The 21355-nt window shown below is 72.2% G+C and carries 14 protein-coding genes; 12 read left to right on the top strand and 2 right to left on the bottom strand.

Going from position 1 to position 21355, the window contains the following annotated elements:
* Positions 1-236 precede the first annotated feature (236 nt).
* The 9 genes from gatC to ABT112_RS23450 all read left to right on the top strand — a co-directional run bounded on the left by gatC (position 237) and on the right by ABT112_RS23450 (position 11937).
* Entirely contained in the window at positions 237-533 is a 297-nt protein-coding gene (gene gatC, locus ABT112_RS23490) for an Asp-tRNA(Asn)/Glu-tRNA(Gln) amidotransferase subunit GatC (protein ID WP_351512583.1), read from the top strand.
* Between the two features lies 1 nt (position 534).
* On the top strand, positions 535-2028 hold the full coding sequence (gene gatA, locus ABT112_RS23485) for an Asp-tRNA(Asn)/Glu-tRNA(Gln) amidotransferase subunit GatA (RefSeq protein WP_351512581.1): 1494 nt from the start codon (positions 535-537) through the stop codon (positions 2026-2028).
* Complete coding sequence (locus ABT112_RS23480) at positions 2025-2267, top strand: hypothetical protein (protein WP_351512579.1); 243 nt, start codon at positions 2025-2027, stop codon at positions 2265-2267. Before gatA ends, ABT112_RS23480 begins: the two co-directional genes overlap by 4 nt.
* 14 nt (positions 2268-2281) lie before the next feature.
* Positions 2282-3787 (top strand): Asp-tRNA(Asn)/Glu-tRNA(Gln) amidotransferase subunit GatB, encoded by a 1506-nt coding sequence (gene gatB / locus ABT112_RS23475; protein ID WP_351512577.1) that lies wholly within the window; start codon positions 2282-2284, stop codon positions 3785-3787.
* A 391-nt stretch (positions 3788-4178) separates the two neighbouring features.
* Positions 4179-6383, top strand: coding sequence for an MMPL family transporter (locus ABT112_RS23470; protein WP_351512575.1), 2205 nt, complete (start codon positions 4179-4181; stop codon positions 6381-6383).
* Positions 6384-6438: 55 nt separating this feature from the next.
* Entirely contained in the window at positions 6439-7089 is a 651-nt protein-coding gene (locus ABT112_RS23465) for a GNAT family N-acetyltransferase (protein WP_351512573.1), read from the top strand.
* A 189-nt stretch (positions 7090-7278) separates the two neighbouring features.
* Complete coding sequence (locus ABT112_RS23460; RefSeq protein ID WP_351512571.1) at positions 7279-7866, top strand: hypothetical protein; 588 nt, start codon at positions 7279-7281, stop codon at positions 7864-7866.
* 222 nt (positions 7867-8088) lie between these two features.
* The gene (locus tag ABT112_RS23455; RefSeq protein WP_351512569.1) at positions 8089-8286 is read left to right on the top strand and encodes a hypothetical protein; all 198 of its coding nucleotides are present in this window, start codon (positions 8089-8091) and stop codon (positions 8284-8286) included.
* A gap of 330 nt (positions 8287-8616) precedes the next feature.
* Positions 8617-11937 carry a helix-turn-helix transcriptional regulator gene (locus ABT112_RS23450; protein WP_351512587.1) on the top strand — a complete coding sequence of 1107 codons (3321 nt, stop codon included), beginning with the start codon at positions 8617-8619 and terminating at the stop codon, positions 11935-11937.
* A gap of 232 nt (positions 11938-12169) precedes the next feature.
* Here ABT112_RS23450 and ABT112_RS23445 read toward each other — a convergent pair whose 3' ends face one another.
* Both ABT112_RS23445 and ABT112_RS23440 read right to left on the bottom strand, forming a co-directional pair.
* On the bottom strand, positions 12170-13336 hold the full coding sequence (locus ABT112_RS23445) for a PQQ-dependent sugar dehydrogenase (RefSeq protein WP_351512567.1): 1167 nt from the start codon (positions 13334-13336) through the stop codon (positions 12170-12172).
* Positions 13337-13750: 414 nt separating this feature from the next.
* On the bottom strand, positions 13751-14788 hold the full coding sequence (locus ABT112_RS23440) for an aldo/keto reductase (protein WP_351512565.1): 1038 nt from the start codon (positions 14786-14788) through the stop codon (positions 13751-13753).
* A 174-nt stretch (positions 14789-14962) separates the two neighbouring features.
* On the opposite strand from ABT112_RS23440, the gene ABT112_RS23435 reads away from it, so the two are divergent.
* From ABT112_RS23435 to ABT112_RS23425, 3 genes are all read left to right on the top strand, one after another.
* Positions 14963-15901 carry a 2-hydroxyacid dehydrogenase gene (locus tag ABT112_RS23435; protein WP_351512563.1) on the top strand — a complete coding sequence of 313 codons (939 nt, stop codon included), beginning with the start codon at positions 14963-14965 and terminating at the stop codon, positions 15899-15901.
* Between the two features lie 331 nt (positions 15902-16232).
* Positions 16233-19196 carry a putative bifunctional diguanylate cyclase/phosphodiesterase gene (locus tag ABT112_RS23430; RefSeq protein WP_351512561.1) on the top strand — a complete coding sequence of 988 codons (2964 nt, stop codon included), beginning with the start codon at positions 16233-16235 and terminating at the stop codon, positions 19194-19196.
* 244 nt (positions 19197-19440) lie between these two features.
* Positions 19441-21318, top strand: a complete 1878-nt coding sequence (locus tag ABT112_RS23425; RefSeq protein ID WP_351512559.1) for an acetolactate synthase large subunit — start codon at positions 19441-19443, stop codon at positions 21316-21318.
* The last annotated feature ends 37 nt before the right edge of the window (positions 21319-21355 follow it).

Below are 21355 nucleotides of genomic sequence, written 5' to 3'. Positions count from 1 at the left end.
TGGTTTTTTGGCGGCCCCCCGCGCCCCTTTTTTTATCCGCCCCCCACCCCCCCACCCCGGAGCCCCCACCCCCGAAACCACCACACACCCGCACGCAACAAACCGGCACCCGCAAAATACGAAGCTCAGGAAACCCCGACCGCGCGCCGCACGGCGACAAAGCGTTTCGCCGCCACCACCCCCCGCGCCATAGGATTGGCCCCGAAACCTACACACTCACCCTTGAGGATCGCTGCATGCCTGGCATCACGCGCGAGGAGGTCGCCCACCTCGCCCGGCTGGCGCGTCTGGAGCTGACCGGCGAAGAGCTCGAGCACTTCGCCGGTCAGCTCGACGACATCATCGGCGCGGTCGCCCGCGTCTCCGAGGTCGCCGACCAAGACGTTCCGCCGACCTCTCACCCGCTGCCGCTGACCAACGTCATGCGTCCGGACGCCGTCCGTCCGTCGCTGACCCCCGAGCAGGCGCTCTCCGGCGCCCCGGCCCAGGAGCAGCAGCGTTTCAAGGTGCCGCAGATCCTGGGGGAGGACTGACATGACCGACCTCACCAGGCTCACCGCCGCCGAAACCGCGGCGAAGATCGCCGCGGGCGAGGTGACGGCCGTCGCCGTCACCGAGGCCCACCTCGCCCGGATCGAGGCCGTCGACGAGAAGGTGCACGCCTTCCTGCACGTCGACCGCGAGGGCGCGCTCGCCCAGGCGCGCGCCGTCGACGAGAAGCGGGCCCGGGGCGAGCAGCTCGGCCCGCTCGCCGGTGTCCCGCTCGCGCTGAAGGACATCTTCACCACCGAGGGCATCCCGACGACCGTCGGTTCCAAGATCCTCGAGGGCTGGATCCCGCCCTACGACGCGACGCTCACCCGCCGCCTCAAGGACGCGGACGTCGTCATCCTCGGCAAGACCAACATGGACGAGTTCGCCATGGGGTCCTCCACCGAGAACAGCGCCTACGGCCCGACCGGCAACCCCTGGGACCTCACCCGGATCCCCGGCGGCTCCGGCGGCGGCTCCTCCGCGGCCATCGCGTCGTACGAGGCCCCGCTCGCGATCGGCACCGACACCGGTGGTTCGATCCGCCAGCCCGCCGCCGTCACCGGCACGGTCGGCGTCAAGCCGACCTACGGCGCGGTGTCCCGCTACGGCATGGTGGCCTTCTCCTCGTCCCTGGACCAGGGCGGCCCGTGCGCCCGTACGGTCCTGGACGCGGCCCTCCTCCACGAGGTGATCGCCGGACACGACCCGCTGGACTCCACGTCCATCGACGCCCCCGTGCCGCCGGTCGTCGAGGCCGCGCGCAACGGCGACGTCACGGGCATGCGCATCGGCGTCGTCAAGGAGTTCGCCGGCGAGGGCTACCAGGCCGGCGTCATGCAGCGGTTCAACGAGTCCGTGGAGCTGCTGCGCGAGCTGGGCGCCGAGATCGTCGAGATCTCCTGCCCGTCGTTCGACAAGGCGCTCGCCGCGTACTACCTGATCGCGCCGTCCGAGTGCTCCTCGAACCTCGCCCGGTTCGACGCCATGCGCTACGGCCTGCGGGTCGGCGACGACGGCACCCGGTCCGCCGAGGAGGTCACCGCCCTCACCCGCGCCGCCGGCTTCGGCCCCGAGGTCAAGCGCCGCATCATGCTCGGCACCTACGCGCTCAGCTCCGGCTACTACGACGCGTACTACGGCTCCGCGCAGAAGGTCCGCACCCTCATCACGCAGGACTTCGAGAAGGCCTTCGAGCAGGTCGACGTGCTGGTCTCGCCGACCACGCCGACGACCGCGTTCCCGATCGGGGAGCGGGCCGACGACCCGATGGCGATGTACCTGGCGGACCTGTGCACCATCCCGTCCAACCTGGCCGGCAACTCCGCCATGTCCCTGCCCTGCGGCCTCGCGCCGGAGGACGGGCTCCCGGTGGGTCTGCAGATCATCGCTCCCGCGCTGGCCGATGATCGGCTCTACCGGGTAGGCGCAGCTGTGGAAGCCGCGTTCACTGCCCGCTGGGGGCACCCGTTGCTGGAGGAGGCACCGTCGCTGTGAGTGGAAAGCTCGCCAAGGCCAAGGGTTTCAAGAAGTCGAAGCCCGGCACGTACCTGTCCATCGGCACCACGCTGTTCGGCGCCGTCAGCATCGTCAAGCAGGCCAAGAAGGCCCGCTTCGAGAACGACAAGCTGATGCTGGTCGACGCGGTCGTATCCGCCGCCGCTGTCGCCACCGGCGTCGCGCTCCTCGTCCGCGAGCTGCGCCGCCTGGGCGACGACGACGTCCTCGCGGGCTGAAAGGTTAAGTTTCCGTGACCGTCACTGAACTGGTGTCGTACGAGGACGCTCTGGCGGCCTATGACCCCGTCATGGGCCTCGAGGTCCACGTCGAACTCGGCACCGCGACCAAGATGTTCTGCGGCTGCTCCACCACGCTGGGCGCCGACGCCAACGCGCAGACCTGCCCGACCTGCCTCGGCCTGCCGGGCTCGCTCCCGGTCGTCAACGCGATCGGCGTCGAGTCCGCGATCCGCATCGGCCTCGCGCTGAACTGCGAGATCGCCGAGTGGTGCCGCTTCGCCCGGAAGAACTACTTCTATCCGGACATGCCGAAGAACTTCCAGACCTCGCAGTACGACGAGCCGATCGCCTTCAACGGCTATCTGGACGTCGACGTCGAGGGGGAGACCTTCCGGGTCGAGATCGAGCGCGCCCACATGGAGGAGGACACCGGCAAGTCGACCCATGTGGGCGGCGCGACGGGCCGTATCCACGGCGCCTCCCACTCGCTGCTCGACTACAACCGGGCCGGCATCCCGCTGATCGAGATCGTCACCAAGCCGATCGTCGGCGCCGGGGAGAAGGCCCCCGAGGTCGCCAAGGCGTACGTCGCCGAGCTGCGCGAGCTCATCAAGGCCCTGGGCGTCTCCGAGGCCCGGATGGAGATGGGCCAGATGCGCTGCGACGTGAACCTGTCGCTGCGCCCGCACGGCCGGGAGAAGTTCGGCACCCGCTCCGAGACGAAGAACGTCAACTCGCTGCGCAGCGTCGAGCGGGCCGCCCGCTTCGAGATCATGCGGCATGCCGCGGTGCTGGGCGAGGGCGGGACGATCATCCAGGAGACCCGTCACTTCCACGAGGAGGACGGCTCCACCACCTCCGGCCGGGTGAAGGAGGAGGCCGAGGACTACCGGTACTTCCCGGAGCCGGACCTGGTGCCCGTCGCCCCGTCCCGTGACTGGGTGGAGCAGCTGCGCGCCGAGCTGCCGGAGCTGCCGCGGGTGCAGCGGCAGCGGCTCAAGGCGCAGTGGGGCCTGTCGGACCACGAGATGCAGTCGGTCCTCAACGCCGGTGCCATCCCGTCGATCCTCGCCACGATCGAGGCGGGCGCCCCGGCCGACCAGGCCCGCAAGTGGTGGATGGGCGAGCTGGCGCGGCGTTCCAACGAGGACGGCGTCGAGCTGTCCGCGCTGCCGATCACCCCGGTGCAGGTCGCCCGGGTCGCGGCGCTGGTCGCCGAGGGCTCGCTCAACGACAAGCTGGCGCGCCAGACCATCGAGGGCGTGCTCGCGGGCGAGGGCGACCCGGACACGGTCGTCGAGAAGCGCGGTCTGAAGGTCGTCTCGGACGAGGGGGCGCTGGGCACCGCCGTCGACGAGGCCATCGCCTCCAACGCGGCCATCGCGGACAAGATCCGCGGCGGCAAGGTCCAGGCGGCGGGCGCGCTGGTGGGCGCGGTCATGAAGGCCACCCGTGGCCAGGCGGACGCGGCGCGGGTGCGCGAGCTGATCCTGGAGAAGCTGGGCGTCGAGGGCTGACGCGCCGGACCACCCCGGGGGCGGGGCGGGGCCGGGTCCGTGCGCGGACCGGGCCCGGATCCGTCCGCGGTGACACAGCGGCCGAGGGGCGGCCCTCCCGACATCGGGAGGGCCGCCCCTCGGCCGTTCCGCTTCACGTCCCGGCGCTTCCGCTTTCCCCGGCCGCGCTGCTGCTCCGGGCCGGTGCCGACCGGCGAGCGAGGCCGACGAACGGTGCAGCGGCGCCGTTCCTCTTCGGAGCTGGGCTCGCGTTTCCCCTGGGCCGATGTGACTAAACCCACGAAACCCTCACTTGATCTTGCATGCCTGTAACAGTGGGCCCGGTACGCGTTATGTCCGTTGTGGGTCATTTCCCGGAGAGATCCACGCAACGCTCAGGGAGAGTCTGCGCATGGCCGCACTTGCCGGATGGTGTCTCCAGCGTCGTTTCGTCGTCATCCTGCTGTGGCTCGCCGCTCTCGTGGGCGTGGGCGTCGCGGCAGCCCTCACGGGGTCCTCGTACTCCAACGACTACGACATCCCGGGCACCGAATCGGGCAAGGCGAGCAAGCAGCTCGAAGATGCCTTCCCGGGCCGCAGCGGCGACAACGACACCATCGTCTGGCACACCGACCAGGGATCCGTCCGGGCCCAGTCCGTCGAGCGCCATATGGCTCAGACCCTCGACAAGGTCGAGGATCTGCCCGGCGTCGCCGCCATCACCGGTCCGTACGGCGCCGAGGGCGCCAACCAGATCAGCCGGGACGGCCACACCGCGTACGCCACCGTCGTCTTCGAGAAGTCCCCGGACGACCTCGGCCGCGGTCAGGTGCAGAAGATCGTGGACACCGCGCTCGGCGCGGAGGACGGCGCTCTCCAGGTCGACGTCGGCGGACCGGGGGTCTCCCTCACCGAGAAGTCGTCCGCCCACCTCAGTGAGATCGTCGGCGTCCTCGCCGCCGCGGCCGTCCTCTTCCTCGCCTTCGGGTCGCTCGCCGCCATGCTGCTGCCCATCGCCACCGCGCTGGTCAGCGTGGGTACGGCCTATCTGGGCATCTCGCTGCTCAGCCATGTCATGACCGTCGCCGACTTCGCGCCCATGCTCGGCATGCTCATCGGACTCGGCGTGGGCATCGACTACGCGCTGTTCATCGTCACCCGGCACCGCAGAGGCCTCCGGCAGGGGCTACCGGTGGCGGAGGCCGCCCGGCGCGCCGTCACCACCTCCGGGCGGGCGGTCGTCTTCGCGGGCGCGACGGTCTGCATAGCCCTGCTCGGCATGCTGGTGCTGCGGCTCACCTTCCTCAACGGTGTCGCGCTCGCCGCCTCGCTCACCGTCGTTCTGGCGGTCGCCGCCTCCGTGACCCTGCTGCCCGCCCTGCTCGGCCTCATGGGCATGAAGGTGCTCAGCCGCCGGGAGCGCCGCCGGCTCGTCGAGCACGGGCCGAAGCCCGAGCTGCCCACCGGCTTCTCCGCGCGCTGGTCCGCCTTCGTCGAACGGCACCCCAAGCTGCTCGCCGGGATCGCCGCCGCCGTCATGATCGTCCTGGCGGTGCCCACGACCTCGCTGCACCTCGGCACCTCCGACCAGGGCAACAACCCGGCGTCCAGCACCACCCGGCAGGCGTACGACCGGCTGGCCGACGGCTTCGGCCCCGGCTCCAACGGCCCCCTGACCCTGGTGTCCGAGATCGACGGAGCCGCCGACAAGCTGGCCTTCGACCAGCTGCCCGAGAAGCTCCGCGCGACCGAGGGCGTCGCACATGTGACCACCGCGACCGTCGACCGCAGCGGCGGCACCGGCGTGATCACCGTGGTCCCGGAGAGCGCTCCCCAGTCGGAGCGGACCTCCCGGCTCGTCGAGCGGCTGCGGCACGACGTGCTGCCCCCGGCGGAGCAGGGCACCTCCCTGAACACCCACGTCGGCGGGCTCACGGCCGCCTACGACGACTTCGCATCCGTGATCATCGGCAAGCTGCCCCTGTTCATCGGCGTGGTGGTGGCCCTCGGCTGCGCCCTGCTGCTGCTCGCCTTCCGCAGCATCGGCATCCCGCTCAAGGCCGCCGCCATGAACATCGCCGCCGTCGCCTCCTCCTTCGGTGTCGTCGTCGCGATCTTCCAGTGGGGCTGGGGCAGCGAACTGCTGGGTCTCGGCAGCGCCGGGCCGATCGAACCGTTCCTGCCCGTGATCATGGTCTCGGTGCTCTTCGGTCTCTCCATGGACTACCAGGTCTTCCTGGTCAGCCGGATGTACGAGGAGTGGCAGCAGACCCGGGACAACCGGCGGGCGGTACGCGTCGGCCTCGCCGAGACCAGCCGGGTGATCAACTCCGCGGCCGTCATCATGATCGCGGTCTTCTCGGCCTTCGTGCTCAGCGGTGACCGGATCATCGCGATGTTCGGCATCGGACTGGCCGCGGCGGTCGCCCTGGACGCCTTCGTGCTGCGGACGCTCCTGGTCCCGGCGCTGATGCACATGCTGGGCGGCGCCAACTGGTGGCTGCCGAAGTGGCTCGACCGGCTGCTGCCCCGGTTCAGCATCGAGGCGCCGGAGACCGCCCATGCGACACTTCCTGCGCAGCGCACGAGCGAGGACGTCGACGCACTCGTCCGCTGAATCGGGCGGGCCCGGGGAGGTCCCGGGCCGGCGCAGGACGAGGCGAAGGAGAACGATGTTCGCAGTGCCCCTCGGAGACGCGGCGCCCCTCGGAGACGCGGCCGAGCTGCGCCCGCTGGAGCCCTGGCAGGCCGAGGAGTTCCTGACCCACATGGACCGGGCGCGGGCCGATGTCGACCCCTGGATTCCGTGGGCCGGCCGGAGCACCGACCTCGACTCCGCGCGGGCGGTCCTCCGGGACTACGCCGACCGGCAGGCCGCCGACGCCGGGCGGATCTACGGCATCTGGCTGGACGGAACCCTGGTCGGCGGTGTCATGTTCGTGTCGTTCGACGCCCGGACCGGCGTCTGCGAGATCGGCTGCTGGGCCGAGGCCGCGGGACAGGGCCGCGGCCTGGTGACCCGGGCCGTGCGCCTGCTGATCGACTGGGCCGTACGGGAACGCGGCATCCACCGCGTGGAGTGGCACGCCGCCGCGCCGAACGTGCGCAGCATCGCGGTGGCCCGACGGCTGGGGATGAGCCGGGACGGCGTGCTCCGGCAGAACTTCCCGTACGCGGGCACCCGGCAGGACACCGAGATCTGGTCCCTGCTGGCCGATGAGTGGCTGCGGGCCGAGGAGGCGTCGGAGCCCGGCGCGCAGCGTGCTCCGGGACCGCGGCGCGACCGAGGGGCCGCGGATGTGACGGAGAGCTCGCAGGCGTGACCGGCTGCTCTGTGTCCGGCCCCCGATGCGTCCGGCCGTCGAGGGGCGCCCCCGGGGAGCCCGGCCCCGGGGCGTTCCGGCCCTCCTCGCCTCCTGGGCGGCAAGCCGTGCCTCCTGGGCATCAAGCCGTAACGGATCATGCCGCGAGAATTAAGAGGACTCTCAGAAACGGCGCTTACGGTGCGGACCATGGACACCACCAAGACCACGGACACCGAGACGAAGGACCTGACCGACGAGGCCGCCGAGGCTCCGGAAGCCGGGAAGCCCGCGGCGGCACAGGCGCCGAAGGAGACCGCGGCCACCGACCGGACGGACCGGGGCGCCGACGGCCTCGACGACGACGGCCCGGAAGCCGACGCCCCGGTGCCGGCGCGCTCGACGCCGGTGGCGGCCGGTGCCGCCGCGGTGGTCGGTGCCGCCCTCGGTCTCGCGTCCCTGACCGGTACCTGGGTCGGCCGCCTGGCGGCCGAACGGCAGCAGCTGATCGGCCAGATCAAGACCTCCTCGGGTGCCGCCCAGGCGCAGGCGCAGGAGCAGATCACCGCGCTCTACAGCACGCCCTGGCACACCACCGCCCTGTTCAACGGCGTCTTCGCCCTGGTGGCGCTGATCGTCTCCGGAGCGGTGCTGCTCCGCCCGGCCGGCGCGGGGACCGCGCAGGCACCCTGGATCCGGGCCGTCTCCGTCGCCGGAGTCGTCCTCGGCATCCTCGGCCTCCTGGTCTCCGGCGGCATCTACTTCGACCTCCTCGGCGGGGTGCCCACCGCCCCGTAGCGAGGGAGAGTGCGGCGCCGTAGTGGCCGTGCGCCCCCTCGGCCCGCCGACCGTGCGGCCTAAGGCCCCCTTACCGAGGGGGCCTTAGGTGTGTTCGGGGCCCCTCGGGCCGCGGAACTAAGGCACCAGGCCCCCCGAAGATCGGGAAGTCGCCCGATGCGGCAGGGGCTTCCGGAAGACGAAGGTGGACGCAGAACGGATACGCCACGTCACCGGGAGATCATGATGTTCGCCTACGAACTGCAGCGGGACCGCCAGGAAGAACTGATGCGCGTCGCCGCCCGGCACCGGCTCGCCCGTGAGGCCGCCCGTGCCCGCCGGGAAGCGGCCCGGGGCTCCGCCGGCCCCGAAGGGGAAGGGCGGGTGAGCAGAAGCGCCTCGCGGGAAGGCGGCGGGACCGTACGGGCCGCCCGCGTCTGAACGCCCGGCCCGCCGGCGCCTCCGCCCGCCACCGGCGTCGCCGACGGGCAGCCCCTCCGGGTGGCCCCCTTCGGACACCGCCTCCCGGCCCCTTCCCCGGCCCCTTCCCCGGCCCCTTCCCCGGCCCCCTCCCCGGCACCGGCGGTGTCCTGACCGGCACCCCGGGCGCGGCCCGGACGGCGTACCGCCCGGCTCACCCGCACCGGAGGACGCCGTGACAGGAGCCGTTCGCTCCCTCCCGCAGGCACTGACCGAACCCCCGTCGTGAGCAAGGGGTTTGAGGCGGTGGGGCCGGGAAGTGCCAGTGCCGCGCGGGCCGCCCCGTATGCCATGCTCAGCGATGTGGAGAGCAGATCGATCAGCCCTGTCTTCGTCGGCCGTGCCGACGAGCTGACCGCGCTCACCGGCGCGTTCGCCCGCGCCGCCGCGGGGGAGCCGCAGGCGGTCCTCGTCGGCGGTGAGGCCGGCGGCGGCAAGACCCGGTTGCTCGAGGAGTTCCTCTGCGCGGCAGAGCGCTCCGGCGCGGTGACCGCGGTCGGCGGCTGTCTGGAACTGGGCGCGGACGGACTGCCGTTCGCCCCGGTCGCCACGGCACTGCGCGCCCTGCACCGGCAGCTCGGCCCCGAGCTGGCCCAGGCGGCGGCGGGACGCGAGGACGAACTCGCCCGGCTCCTGCCCGACATCGGAAGCGTCGCCCGGGACACCTACGACCAGGAGGGCCGGGCGCGGCTGTTCGAACTCACCGCGCGCCTGCTGGAACGTCTCGCCGCGGACCGTCCGCTGGTGGTCGCCATCGAGGACCTCCACTGGGCCGACCGTTCGACCCGTGAGCTGCTCGGCTATCTCTTCCGCTCCCTCCAGCGGTCCCGGCTCGTCGTGCTCGCCACCTACCGCACCGACGACATCCACCGCCGCCACCCGCTGCGGCCGTTCCTCGCCGAGCTCGACCGGCTGCGGACCGTGCAGCGCATCGAACTGCCCCGGCTGAGCCGCGACGAGGTGCGCCGGCAGCTCGCGGGCATCCAGGGCAGCGAGCCCGAACACGGTCTGGCCGACCAGATCTTCGACCGCTCCGAGGGCAATCCGTTCTTCGTGGAGGAGCTCGCGACCAGCGACTACGGCTCGTGCGGACTCAGCGACTCCCTGCGCGACCTGCTGCTGGTTCGGGTCGAGGCGCTGCCCGAGACGGCGCAGCGCGTCGTCCGGATCGCCGCCCGCAACACCACGGTGGAGTACGCCCTCCTCGCCGCCGTCGCCGGGCTCGGGGACGAGGAGCTGATCGAGGGGCTGCGCGCCGCCGTCGGCGGCAACGTCCTGGTTCCCACGGACGACGGAGACGGCTACCGCTTCCGGCACGCACTGCTGCGCGAAGCCGTCGTCGAGGACCTGCTGCCGGGCGAACGCTCCCGGCTCAGCCGCCGCTACGCCGAGGCGCTGGAGGCCGACCCCTCCCTGGTCTGCGCCGAACAGCTGGCCACCCGGCTGGCCGGCTACTGGTACTCCGCCCATGACGCCCGGAAGGCGCTGCCCGCCGTGCTCGCCGCCGCCCGCGAGGCCCGGCGCCGTCACGCCTACGCCGAGCAGGTCAAACTGCTCGAACGGGCCATGGAACTGTGGGACGACGTGCCCGCGGAGGAGCGCTCCCGGCTGTCCGGCTCGGGCAGCGTCGAGTCCTACCCGCCCTGCGGCTGTCCCCGGGACGGCGGGGAGAGGCATCTGCACTTCCTGGACCTGCTGGCGGAAGCCGTGGTCGCCGCCCGCTGGGACGATGTGCCCGAACGGGCGTATGCGCTGGTCAAGAAGGCGCTGAAGCTGATCGACCAGGACCGCGATCCGGCGCGCGCGGCCTGGTTCTGGATGCAGCGGTCCCGGCTGGTCACCTCGGTGGGACGGGGCGACGGCTGGGCGGAGATATCCAGGGCGCAGGAGCTGGTCACCGGCCTGCCGCCGTCCGCGGTGCACGCCGATGTCCTGGCGCACGCCGCGGCCTGGCACAGCCTGCACGTGTCGGAGGAGGGGTCGGTGGACCTGGCCGAACGGGCCGTGGACCTCGCCAGACTCGTCGGCGCCCGCGACGTCGAACTCAACGCCCGGGTGACCCGCGCCTGTCTGCGGGCCCAGCGCGGCGACGAGGACAGCATCCCCGAGCTCTACGAGGTGCGGGAACTCGTCGAGACCATCTGGGCGCCGCGCGCTCTGGGCCGCGTCCACGCCAACCTCGTGGACGTGCTCCACCGGCTCGGACGCACGGCGGAGGCGGTCGATGTGGCCGAGGCGGGCATCGAGACGCTGGTCAGGCACCGGCTGCTCGGCAGTGCCGCCTTCGTCGCCGGGAACCTCGCGGAGGTCCTGCTGCTGCTCGGTGCATGGGACCGGGCAGCCCAGGTCCTGGAGGAGTGGCGCGACCGGGCCCGCAGCGCCCGCCCGATGGCCTCCATGGTGATGTACCGGCTCGAACTCGACCTCAATCGCGGGCGGTACGAACGGGTTCCCGCCCTGATCACCGAGTGCCGCACCCACCTCGGCAAGAACGACATGGAGCCGCAGTACGAAATCCCCCTCGCCCAGGCCGAGATGCGGTTCGAGGCGGCGCACGGCCGGTTCGGCGAGGCGGTCTCCGCTCTGGACGGCGCACTGAGCCTCCTCCCGCTGCTCGGTCAGGAGCCCTACGTCTGGCGACTGCTCGTCGGCGGGGCCCAGGTCGCCGGACAGACGCGCGGACTTCCGGGAACCGACAGCGCGGAGCACCGGCGGCTGCTGTCCCGGCTCGAGGCGGCCTCCCGCACGGTGGGGTGCCCCTCACCGCTGTGGTCCGCGTGGGCCCGCCGCTTCGACGCGGAACTCGCCCGGGCCGACGGACAGCACCGGCCGCAGCTCTGGGCCGAGGCCGCCGCCGCCTTCGAGCCCTACGGGCATCCCTTTGTGCTGGCCGACATCCGCCACCGCTGGGCCGAGGCACAGCTGGGCGCCGCCGCCGTACGGGGCTCCAGGGCCGGAGGGCCCGACACCGGAGCGGTACGGGAACGGGCGGGCGCACTGCTGGGACAGGCCTACGCCGTCGCCACCCGCCTGCAGGCCGCCCCGCTGCGCGAAGAGATCGAACACCTCGCCCGCCGCGCCCGCCTGCCCCTGGCCACCGAGTCCGTGACCGAGTCCGTGACCGATGCGGGGACCGGGGCGGTGACCGGTGCGGGGAGCGGGGCCGTGACCGAGGCGGTGACAGGGGCGGTGACGGGGGCGAGGACAGGGGTCGTGACCGACGCACTCGCTGTCGGCCGCTCGGGCTCCTCCGATTCTCCGGCGGAGGTGGGCAGCACATCGGCAGATGCCGGCCACAGGGGCGTCGGCAGCCATCCGGAGTCCGGCGGGCAGGGGCGACCCGGGGCGGGCACCGGCGGCCTCCGGGACTCGGGCAGCCCGTCCCGTCCGGACGACGGTTCCGGCCTGACCCGGCGTGAGCGGGACGTGCTCCGGCTGGTCGCCCTGGGCCACAGCAACCGTCGGATCGCCGAAGAACTCTTCATCTCACCGAAGACCGCCAGCGTCCACGTCTCCAACATCCTGGCCAAGCTGGGCGTTTCCAACCGGGGCGAGGCGGCGTCCGTCGCCCACCGCATGCGTCTCTTCGCCGGAACGGAACCCACCGTCTGAACGGGTCCGGGCACGGGGCCTGTCCCAGGTCCGGGCTCCGGGTCCGGTTCTGGGTCCTGTTCCAGGTCCGGGGTCAGGTCCGGGTCCGGGTACGGGTCCCGTTCCAGGTCCGGGTTCAGTTCCCCGTGCCGGGGCCGGTCCGGGACCAGGTCCGGGGGCCATAACGAGGTCCAGGACGCGGGTGGGGCCGAGGCGGGGAGCAGGGAGCGCGCGGGGGGCGGGGCAAGACGGCTCAGGACACCTTCACCTGCAGGATGCGGTCGTCCCCCTTCTCCGGTGTTCCCCGGGAGTCGGTCTCGCTCGTCACCAGCCACAGTCGATCCGCTCCGTCGGACACGACGGTGCGGAGCCGTCCGTACCTGCCGTCCAGGAAGGACTGCGGCTTCGCCACCGGCTTCGTGCCGTCCAGCGGAATGCGCCACAGCCGCTCGCCGCGCAGTCCCGCCATCCAGATCGAGCCCTGGGCGTAGGCGATGCCGCTGGGTGAGGCATCCTCGGTCGACCATTGCTCGACCGGGTTCACGAATCCGGGCTTGTCGCCCTCCCCCTCCACAACGGGCCAGCCGTAGTTCTTTCCGGGAGCGATGAGATTCAGCTCGTCCCAGGTGTTCTGCCCGAACTCCGCGGCCCACAGCCGCTTGTCCGCGTCCCAGGCCAGGCCCTGCACATTGCGGTGGCCGTAGCTGTAGACCACGGAATCCGGGAACGGATTGCCGTGCACCGGCTCCCCGTCCGGTGTCATCCGCAGGATCTTGCCGCCCAGCGAGTCCTTCTCCTGCGCGAGGCCCTGGTCGCCGCTCTCGCCCGTCCCCGCGTAGAGCATCTTGTCCGGGCCGAACGCGATCCGGCCTCCGTTGTGGATCTGGCCCTTGGGAATGCCCTTGAGGATGGTGTCCGGCGCGCCGAGACGGCTCCCCGCCGGCTTCTTCTCGTCGTAGACCAGGCGGGCGATGCGGTTGTCGGATTCGGTGGTGAAGTAGGCGTACACCAAGTGGTCCGCCCCGAACGTGGGCGCGACGGCGATCCCCAGGAGACCGCCCTCACCACCTGCGGAGACGCCCGGAACCGACCCCAGCTCGGTCTTCTTCCCGCTGTCCGCCGCGATCAGAAAGATCTTCCCGGTGTCGCGGGAGGACACCAGCAGGTCACCTCCCGGCAGCGCGGCGAGCCCCCAGGGGGACTTCAGCCCCGTCGCGACCGTGCGCTCCACCGTCACCGAGCCCTTCGCGGGCGCCGGGGAGGACGTGGCGCCGCCGGGTGGTGAGGAGCCGGGTGCCGAGGACGACGCCGCGGATCGCTCCGGCGGTCCGGAGTCGCCGTCCGACGAGCAGCCGGAGACGAACAGGAGGGCCGCAGCGGCCACCACGGCGGTCAGAGCAGTCACAACAGGTCGTCGCATGACGAACGATCCTCTCGGTCACATCCAGTGCATCACACTGCTTCATACACCGCCGTGCTCCGAGAGGTTCCCGATCCACTCACGCGGATCCGCCTCGCCGCCGCCGCACCCGGACCGCCCCGCGAACTGCCCCTCTCCGTCTCGGAATCCAGCCCGAGAGATACCGTCCTGCCTTTCCGAAAAGCCGGCCCGCAGCCCCGTCAGCATGCCCCGCCGGCACCGTCCCGCCCACCTCAAAAGCCCTTGGGCGCCTCGGAAGACCCCACCCCGCAAGGCCCGCTCCCGCCTCCGGAATCAGCCCGTTCTCACGATCGCCCCGCGCCCGCGGCCGCCACCTTGGCCCACCCGAGCACCCCACCCGCGCACCACTCCCGCACACCCCGGCCACGCTCCCCGCCCGCCCGCGGCCGCCGGTCAGTCCCAGGACCTCTGCACCGGCGGCAGGTCCGCGATCTCCGCCAGGTCCTCCCCGCTCAGCCGGAGAGCTGCGGCCGAGGCGTTCTCGAACGCCCAGCGTTCCTTCTTCGTCCCCGGCACCGGGACCACATGCCGGCCCTGCGCCAGCACCCAGGCCAGCGCCACCTGCGCCGGGGTGGCCCCGTGCCGCTGCGCGACCCGGCGCAGCCCGGCCACGATCGGCTGGTTCGCCGCCATCACGTCGGCCGTGAACCGCGGATGGCGGGCCCGGGCGTCATCCGGCTCGAACCCCTGGCCCGGTGTCAGGGTGCCGGTGAGAAAGCCGTTCCCGAGCGGCATCGCCGCGAGAAAGCCGATACCGCGCGACTCGCACCACGGCAGCAGCGACTCCAGCGCCTCGGGCGACCAGACGGACAGCTCGGCCTCCACCGTGCTCACCGGGAAGACCTGCTGCACCCGGGTCAGCTGGCGGATCGTGGAGTCGTGCATCCGGGCGCCGGGGCTCCGCTGCGCCTCGTCCCTGCCGTGGGCCGCCGCTCGCCGCCGGACGCGCCGCTCCTCCTTCTGGAACGCGCACCACCCCAGCGCCCGCACCTTGCCCGCCGTGACCAACTCGGCCATCGCGCCCCAGGTCTCCTCCACCGGCACCTCCGGGTCGGGGCGGTGCAGCTGGTAGAGGTCGATCACATCGGTCTGGAGGCGGCGCAGCGAGGCGTCGCAGGCCCGTTTCACATAGCCGGGACGCCCATTGGCGACGATGTGCTGCTCGCCCACCAGCAGGCCGCACTTGGTGGAGACGAAGGCGTCCGCGCGGCGCTCCTTGAGCACCCGCCCGACCAGCAGCTCATTGGTGAACGGGCCGTACATGTCGGCGGTGTCGAGAAGCGTCGTACCGCGGTCGAGAGCCGTGTGCACCGCGCGCAGCGAGCTCTCCCCGCTCTGCTGCGAGGTGGTGTAGGCCCAGCTCATCGGCATGCACCCGAGGCCGACCGCGCCCACCGACAGCGCCTCCGCGCCGATTGTCCTGCGCTCCACCTGGTCCTGCACCCCTCCCTTGCGTGATCCCCAAACTAACCTCTGCCACCGGCCCGGACGCGCAGCGGAGCCGCCCGGGCCGCTGCCGCCACGGAAGATCGGCCGGAGCCGCCCCGGGACCCGCCCGCGCGCGGACACGGCAGTTCTGCGATGACCGGCCGTAACCTCCTGACCATGACTGCTGATGTATGGCTGCCGGTGCGGCCCGATCTCTTCGACGGCCTCCCCGACGGGTTCGCCTACCACTTCTGGGACGGAGAGCCGGACTTCCCGGCGGACCCCGCCCGCTGTGTGTTCTACGGCGTTCCCTACATGAAAGGCTCAGCCGTCTCCGTCCGGCCGCTGCCGGAGATGACGGCGGTGCGGGTGGTCCAGACCCTCACGGCCGGTATCGACGACGTGCTCCCCGCCCTGTCCGGGCTGCGCCCCGGCGTGCAGCTCTGCAACGCGCGCGGCGTCCACGAGGCGAGCACCGCGGAGCTGGCCCTCACCCTCATCCTCGCGTCGCTGCGCGGCATCCCGGACTTCGTCCGTGGACAGGACGCGGAGGAGTGGCGGTCCGGGTTCCGCCCCGCGCTCGCCGACCGCTCCGTCCTGATCGTCGGATACGGCTCCATCGGCAGCGCGGTCGAGGACCGGCTCGTCCCCTTCGAATGTGCGCGGGTGGCGCGCGTCGCGCGCTCTGCCCGTACCTCCCCGCGCGGCCCGGTGCATCCACTCGCCGAACTCCCCGCACTCCTGCCCCAGGCCGATGTCGTCGTCCTCACCACTCCGCTCACCGATGACACCCGCGGCCTGGCGGGTGCCGCGTTCCTCTCCCGGATGAAGGACGGCGCCCTGCTGGTGAATGTCGCCCGCGGCGGGGTCGTCGACACCGAGGCCCTGCTCGCGGAGGTACGGACGGGCAGGCTGCGGGCGGCGCTGGACGTCACCGACCCCGAGCCGCTGCCCGGCGGACACCCGCTCTGGCACGCTCCCGGGGTGCTCATCACGCCGCATGTGGGCGGACCCACGTCGGCCTTCCTGCCCCGCGCGAAGCGGCTGCTGCACGAGCAGTTGGTCCGTTTTGCCGCTGACGAGCCGCTCGCGAACGTGGTCGCCACGGCGGGCTGACCGGGAGCGGAAGCCCACCCTCCGGGGCGCGTTCAGTACGCTCCGAGTCCGTTCGACTGCGCTGAGTCGCCGCAATCCCGCTGGTAGTTACGCTGTGTAGAGATGCTATGTCCCTGAGTGACCGGACTGGTGTATCGTCCCGACGGGGACTGTGCCCGGGGGCAGTGCGACGGGCGCAGCGATGGACCGGAACTCGAGGGGGGCGACGGGCGATGCACGGCCAATGGATCAACCACCCAGTCAGTCGGATGAGGCGCGACAGTCACCGGAGACTCCGGAGCGTTGTCGCGCGCAGACCTCAGCGGAGGACGGTGCCGCCAAGGACGGTGCGGTGAGCACCCCGGGGGCGGTGCTCTCCCGGCCGCCGGCTTCCGGCGGCGGGACGGGCCTGCTTCCCCAGCTGCTGCTCGCCCTGGTCTGCGGCGGGTATGCCACCGGTGCCGCCCTGGGCTGGGGATCGCCCCGATGCGCGGTCGTCATGGGGGACTTCGGCCTCGCCGCCGCCGCCCTCGCGGGAGCCGTCTCCTGCTTCTGCTACGGCCGGTCCCGCACCAGCTGCGTGCGCCCCGCCTGGCTGCTGTTCGCCCTCTCCTCCGCGATGGCCGGCTGCGGCAACGCGATCTGGGGCTGGTACGAGGTCGTCCTGCGGGAGCCCGTACCGAGTCCGTCCGGGGCCGACTTCTGCTTCCTGCTCTTCGCGCCACCCGCCATCGTGGGGCTGCTCGTCCTCGCCAAGCGCCCCGCGAGCAGGGCGGGCTGGACCTGCCTGGCCCTCGACGCCTGGCTCATCGGCGGCTCCCTGCTGACCATCTCCTGGAGCCTCGCGCTCGCCCACACGGCGCACCAGGAGGGCGAGAGCGTCGCCCGCGCCGCGCTGTCCCTGGCCTATCCGCTGCTGGACATCGTGCTGGTCAGCATGGTGCTGGCGTTGCACTTCCGCAGGTCCTCCGCCAACCGGTCGGCGATCAACACCGCCATCGCGGCGCTCGCCCTGACGGTGCTGTGCGACGCGCTGTTCACCTCACCGCTGCTGCGGGAGCACTACCGCTCCGGGCAGCTCCTCGACGCCGGCTGGTTCGCCGGCTCGATGCTCCTGGCCTACGCCCCCTGGGTCGCCCGGCAGCCGGATGCGGACGCCTGCGCCCGGAGCCGCCGCGAGCCGCACCCGAGCCGCCCGACGGCGGGCTCGCTGGCCGCCCTCACCCCGTATCTCGCCGCGGCCGTCTGCACGCTCGGGATCCTCTACAACGTCATCGACGGCAGCCGCATCGACCGCGTCGTGATCTTCACGGCCTGCACCGTCGTGCTCGCCCTCGTGGTGCGGCAGGGCATCATGCTGCTCGACAACATGAGCCTCACCCAGGAACTGGCCCAGAAGGAGAACCACTTCCGTTCCCTGGTGCAGGGCTCCAGCGACGTCATCATGATCGCCGCGCCGACCGGAGTGCTGCGCTACGTCAGCCCGGCCGCTGCGGGGGTCTACGGCATCGACCCGGAGGAGCTCATCGGCTCCGAGTTCGCCTCGCTCATCCACCCCGAGGACCTCGGCGGTGTGGTGCACGAGGTGCGCCGGTTCCTGGCCGCGCAGCCGGAGGACGAGCCCACCACCCGCATCGAGTGCCGGTTCCGTGCCGGTGCCGGCCGGGCGGGGCACGACGGCTGGCTCAACGTCGAGTCCACCGTCAACCGGCACCACGGCGGCCTGATCTTCAACAGCCGCGACGTCACCGAACGGGTCCGGCTCCAGGCTCAGCTGCGGCACAGCGCCGAACACGACCCGCTCACCGACCTGCCGAACCGCGCCCTCTTCACGGAGCGCGTGCGGCGGGCGCTCGGCGGCCGCCGGGCCACCGACCCGGGCACCGCCGTGCTCTTCATCGACCTCGACGGCTTCAAGGCGGTGAACGACACCGTCGGCCACCAGGCCGGTGACGAACTCCTGGTCCACGCCGCCCGCCGGCTCCAGGAGTCCGTCCGGGCCGGGGACACCGCGGCCCGGCTCGGCGGGGACGAGTTCGCGGCCCTCATCCTCGGCGACGGCACCCAGGACACGGCCGCCCGCGAGTACCGCATCCTCGAGGTCGCCGAGCGGCTGCGCACCGGCCTCTCCCGCCCCTACCGCGTCTCCGGCACCGAGGTGCGTGTCGCCGCCAGCATCGGCGTCGCCTTCGCCGACCCCGGGATCAACCCCACGGAACTCATGCGCAACGCCGACCTGGCCATGTACCGCGCCAAGGCCGCGGGCAAGGGCCGGGTCGAGCTGTACGCACCGCAGATGCAGGCCGAGGTGGTCCGCCGCGCCGAAGTCGCCACCCGGCTGCGGAACGCCCTCCACGACGGCGGGTTCGCCCTGCTCCACCAGCCCGTGGTGGAGCTCGGCAGCGGCCGGATCACCGCGGTCGCCGCGCAGGCCCGCTGGCGCTCCGAGCAGGGCATCCTCTTCACCCCCGACGAGTTCCTCCGGGTCTCCGACCGGGTGCGCGGCGACCGCGCACGAGGCGAGGACGGGGCGCGCGCGGCCGACATCGGCCGGTGGCTCCTGGAGGAAGCAGTGGAGCAGGCGGCGGAGCGGCACCGTGCCGGGTACCCGGCACCGGTCGCCGTCCGCCTCTCCCCGCACCGCCTCACGGAGCGGGGCCTGGGGCCGGGCAGTGTCGAGGCACTGCTCACCCGCCACGGGCTGCCGTCCGGCGCCCTCCTGCTGGAGCTGGCCGACACCGACCCGCGCGTTTCCCTCGACGAGCTCGAACGCCGGCTGACCGCGCTGCGGCGGCTCGGCGTACGCATCGCCCTCGACGGCTTCGGCAGCGGGTGTGCCGCCATCAGCGCCCTGCGCCGGCTCCCGGTCGACGTGCTCAAGCTCGACCGCGAGCTGGTGGAAGGCGTGGTCGAGTCCGCCCGGCTGCACAAGATCACGTCCGGGCTGCTGCGCATCGCGGGCGACCTCGGCCTGCAGACCGTCGCGGACGGCGTGGACCTGCCGGAGCAGGTGGCGGTGCTGCGGGCGATGGGCTGCACCCACGGCCAGGGCATGGCCTTCTCCGGGCCGCTCGACGAGCACCGGCTGCGGCGCGCCCTGGACCGTGGCGACTACCCCGTACCGGGCTCCGCGGACTGCCTCGAAGCGGGCCGGGAGGCCGTGCTCACCACCAGTGCCCTGCCGGTGAAGGTGGGGGTGCAGGGGAGGGAGGCGCTGCCGAAGCGGATCGCCGTGAGCGACGGCCGGGAAGGGCCGGATTCCCTGGTGCATCCGCCATTGCGCTCAAATAGTGAGACCTCCGTCCCACCCACTTGACACCCGTAGTGCGCCGGGGAGAAGGTCAAGCCATGCGCACCCGAATTCTCGTACTTGGAAAGCGCGTCGGCTGAAGCAGGGTCACGATGAAACCCTGCGGACCACACCCGGCGCGCTCCCCTCGCTTGCCTCACGGCACGAGGGGTTTTTTGTTGCACTGGTTACCTCGAACCGCCCCGCCCCGCACTTCCCGCCGGGGCGGCCACCTACCCAGCCAGACCTCATCTTCGAGAAGAGATTGCCGATGACCGAGCAGGCCACCGGGGCCCACCATCCGCAGCAGCGGGCCCGTAACGGCGGACAGCAGCCCACCATCACCGAGCAGGTCACGGGCGCGCAGTCCCTCATCCGCTCTCTCGAGGAAGTCGGCGCCGACACCGTATTCGGCATTCCGGGCGGCGCGATCCTCCCCGCCTACGACCCGCTGATGGACTCCTCGAAGGTCCGTCACGTCCTGGTGCGCCACGAGCAGGGCGCAGGCCACGCCGCCACCGGCTACGCCCAGGCCACCGGGAGGGTCGGCGTCTGCATGGCGACCTCCGGTCCGGGCGCCACCAACCTGGTCACCCCGATCGCCGACGCCCACATGGACTCGGTCCCCATGGTCGCGATCACCGGCCAGGTGGCGTCCAAGGCCATCGGCACGGACGCCTTCCAGGAGGCGGACATCTGCGGCATCACCATGCCCATCACCAAGCACAACTTCCTGGTGACCGACCCCGCCGAGATCCCGAAGACCATCGCCGAGGCCTTCCACATCGCCTCCAGCGGCCGCCCCGGTCCGGTCCTCGTCGACATCGCCAAGGACGCGCTGCAGGCGCGGACCAGCTTCGTCTGGCCGCCGCAGACCGACCTCCCCGGCTACCGCCCCGTCACCAAGCCGCACGCCAAGCAGATCCGCGAGGCCGCGCGCCTGATCGCCGAGGCGCGGCGCCCGGTGCTCTACGTCGGCGGCGGTGTCCTGAAGGCCGGCGCCACCGAGGAGCTGCGGATCCTCGCCGAGCTGACCGGCGCCCCCGTCACCACCACCCTGATGGCCCTCGGAGCTTTCCCGGACAGCCACCCGCTGCACGTCGGCATGCCGGGGATGCACGGGGCCGTCACCGCGGTCACCGCCCTGCAGAAGTCCGACCTCATCGTCGCGCTGGGCGCCCGCTTCGACGACCGGGTCACCGGCAGGCTCGACAGCTTCGCCCCGTTCGCAAAGATCGTCCATGCGGACATCGACCCGGCCGAGATCGGCAAGAACCGCGCCGCCGACGTCCCGATCGTCGGCGACGCCCGCGAGGTCATCGCCGACCTGGTCGTGGCGGTCCAGGCGGAGCGCGACGAGGGCCGCTCCGGGGACTACACCGAGTGGTGGCAGCACCTCACCCGCTGGCGTGACACCTACCCGCTCGGCTACGACCTGCCGGACGACGGCAGCCTCTCCCCGCAGCAGGTCATCCAGCGGATCGGCCGGCTCGCCCCGGAGGGCACCATCTACGCCGCCGGCGTCGGCCAGCACCAGATGTGGGCCTCGCACTTCATCGACTACGAGAAGCCCGGCACCTGGCTCAACTCCGGCGGCGCGGGGACCATGGGCTACGCGGTCCCGGCGGCGATGGGCGCCAAGGCCGGCGCCCCCGGCCGCACCGTCTGGGCGATCGACGGCGACGGCTGCTTCCAGATGACCAACCAGGAGCTGGTCACCTGCGCGCTGAACAACATCCCGATCAAGGTCGCGATCATCAACAATGGCGCGCTCGGCATGGTCCGCCAGTGGCAGACCCTCTTCTACAACCAGCGCTACTCCAACACCGTGCTGCACTCCGGACCCGAGGGGACCGGCGACGCGGCGGAGCCCGGCACGGTCACGGGGCCGAGCGGCGGCACCCGCGTCCCCGACTTCGTGAAGCTGGCCGAGGCCATGGGCTGTGTCGGCATCCGCTGCGAGGACCCGGCGGAGCTGGACGCCGTCATCGCCAAGGCCAACGCGATCAACGACCGGCCCGTCGTCGTGGACTTCATCGTCCACGAGGACGCGATGGTCTGGCCGATGGTCGCCGCCGGCACCTCCAACGACGAGGTCATGGCCGCCCGCGGCGTCCGCCCCGACTTCGGCGACAACGAAGACGACTGAGTCCAGGACCGGAAAGCCCCCGAGAAGCAGAGAGAAC

The organism is Streptomyces sp. NPDC002055 (assembly GCF_040296705.1).
GTDB lineage: Bacteria > Actinomycetota > Actinomycetes > Streptomycetales > Streptomycetaceae > Streptomyces.
This window is presented reverse-complemented; position numbering and strand designations above follow the sequence as displayed.

Excerpts from the sequence above, each read along its gene's own strand:
- gatC (WP_351512583.1), top strand. The coding sequence starts at position 237 with ATGCCTGGCATCACGCGCGAGGAGGTCGCCCACCTCGCCCGGCTGGCG.
- gatA (WP_351512581.1), top strand. The coding sequence starts at position 535 with ATGACCGACCTCACCAGGCTCACCGCCGCCGAAACCGCGGCGAAGATC.
- ABT112_RS23470 (WP_351512575.1), top strand. The coding sequence starts at position 4,179 with ATGGCCGCACTTGCCGGATGGTGTCTCCAGCGTCGTTTCGTCGTCATC.
- ABT112_RS23465 (WP_351512573.1), top strand. The coding sequence starts at position 6,439 with ATGTTCGCAGTGCCCCTCGGAGACGCGGCGCCCCTCGGAGACGCGGCC.
- ABT112_RS23460 (WP_351512571.1), top strand. The coding sequence starts at position 7,279 with ATGGACACCACCAAGACCACGGACACCGAGACGAAGGACCTGACCGAC.
- ABT112_RS23455 (WP_351512569.1), top strand. The coding sequence starts at position 8,089 with ATGATGTTCGCCTACGAACTGCAGCGGGACCGCCAGGAAGAACTGATG.
- ABT112_RS23450 (WP_351512587.1), top strand. The coding sequence starts at position 8,617 with ATGCTCAGCGATGTGGAGAGCAGATCGATCAGCCCTGTCTTCGTCGGC.
- ABT112_RS23445 (WP_351512567.1), bottom strand. The coding sequence starts at position 13,336 with ATGCGACGACCTGTTGTGACTGCTCTGACCGCCGTGGTGGCCGCTGCG.
- ABT112_RS23435 (WP_351512563.1), top strand. The coding sequence starts at position 14,963 with ATGACTGCTGATGTATGGCTGCCGGTGCGGCCCGATCTCTTCGACGGC.
- ABT112_RS23425 (WP_351512559.1), top strand. The coding sequence starts at position 19,441 with ATGACCGAGCAGGCCACCGGGGCCCACCATCCGCAGCAGCGGGCCCGT.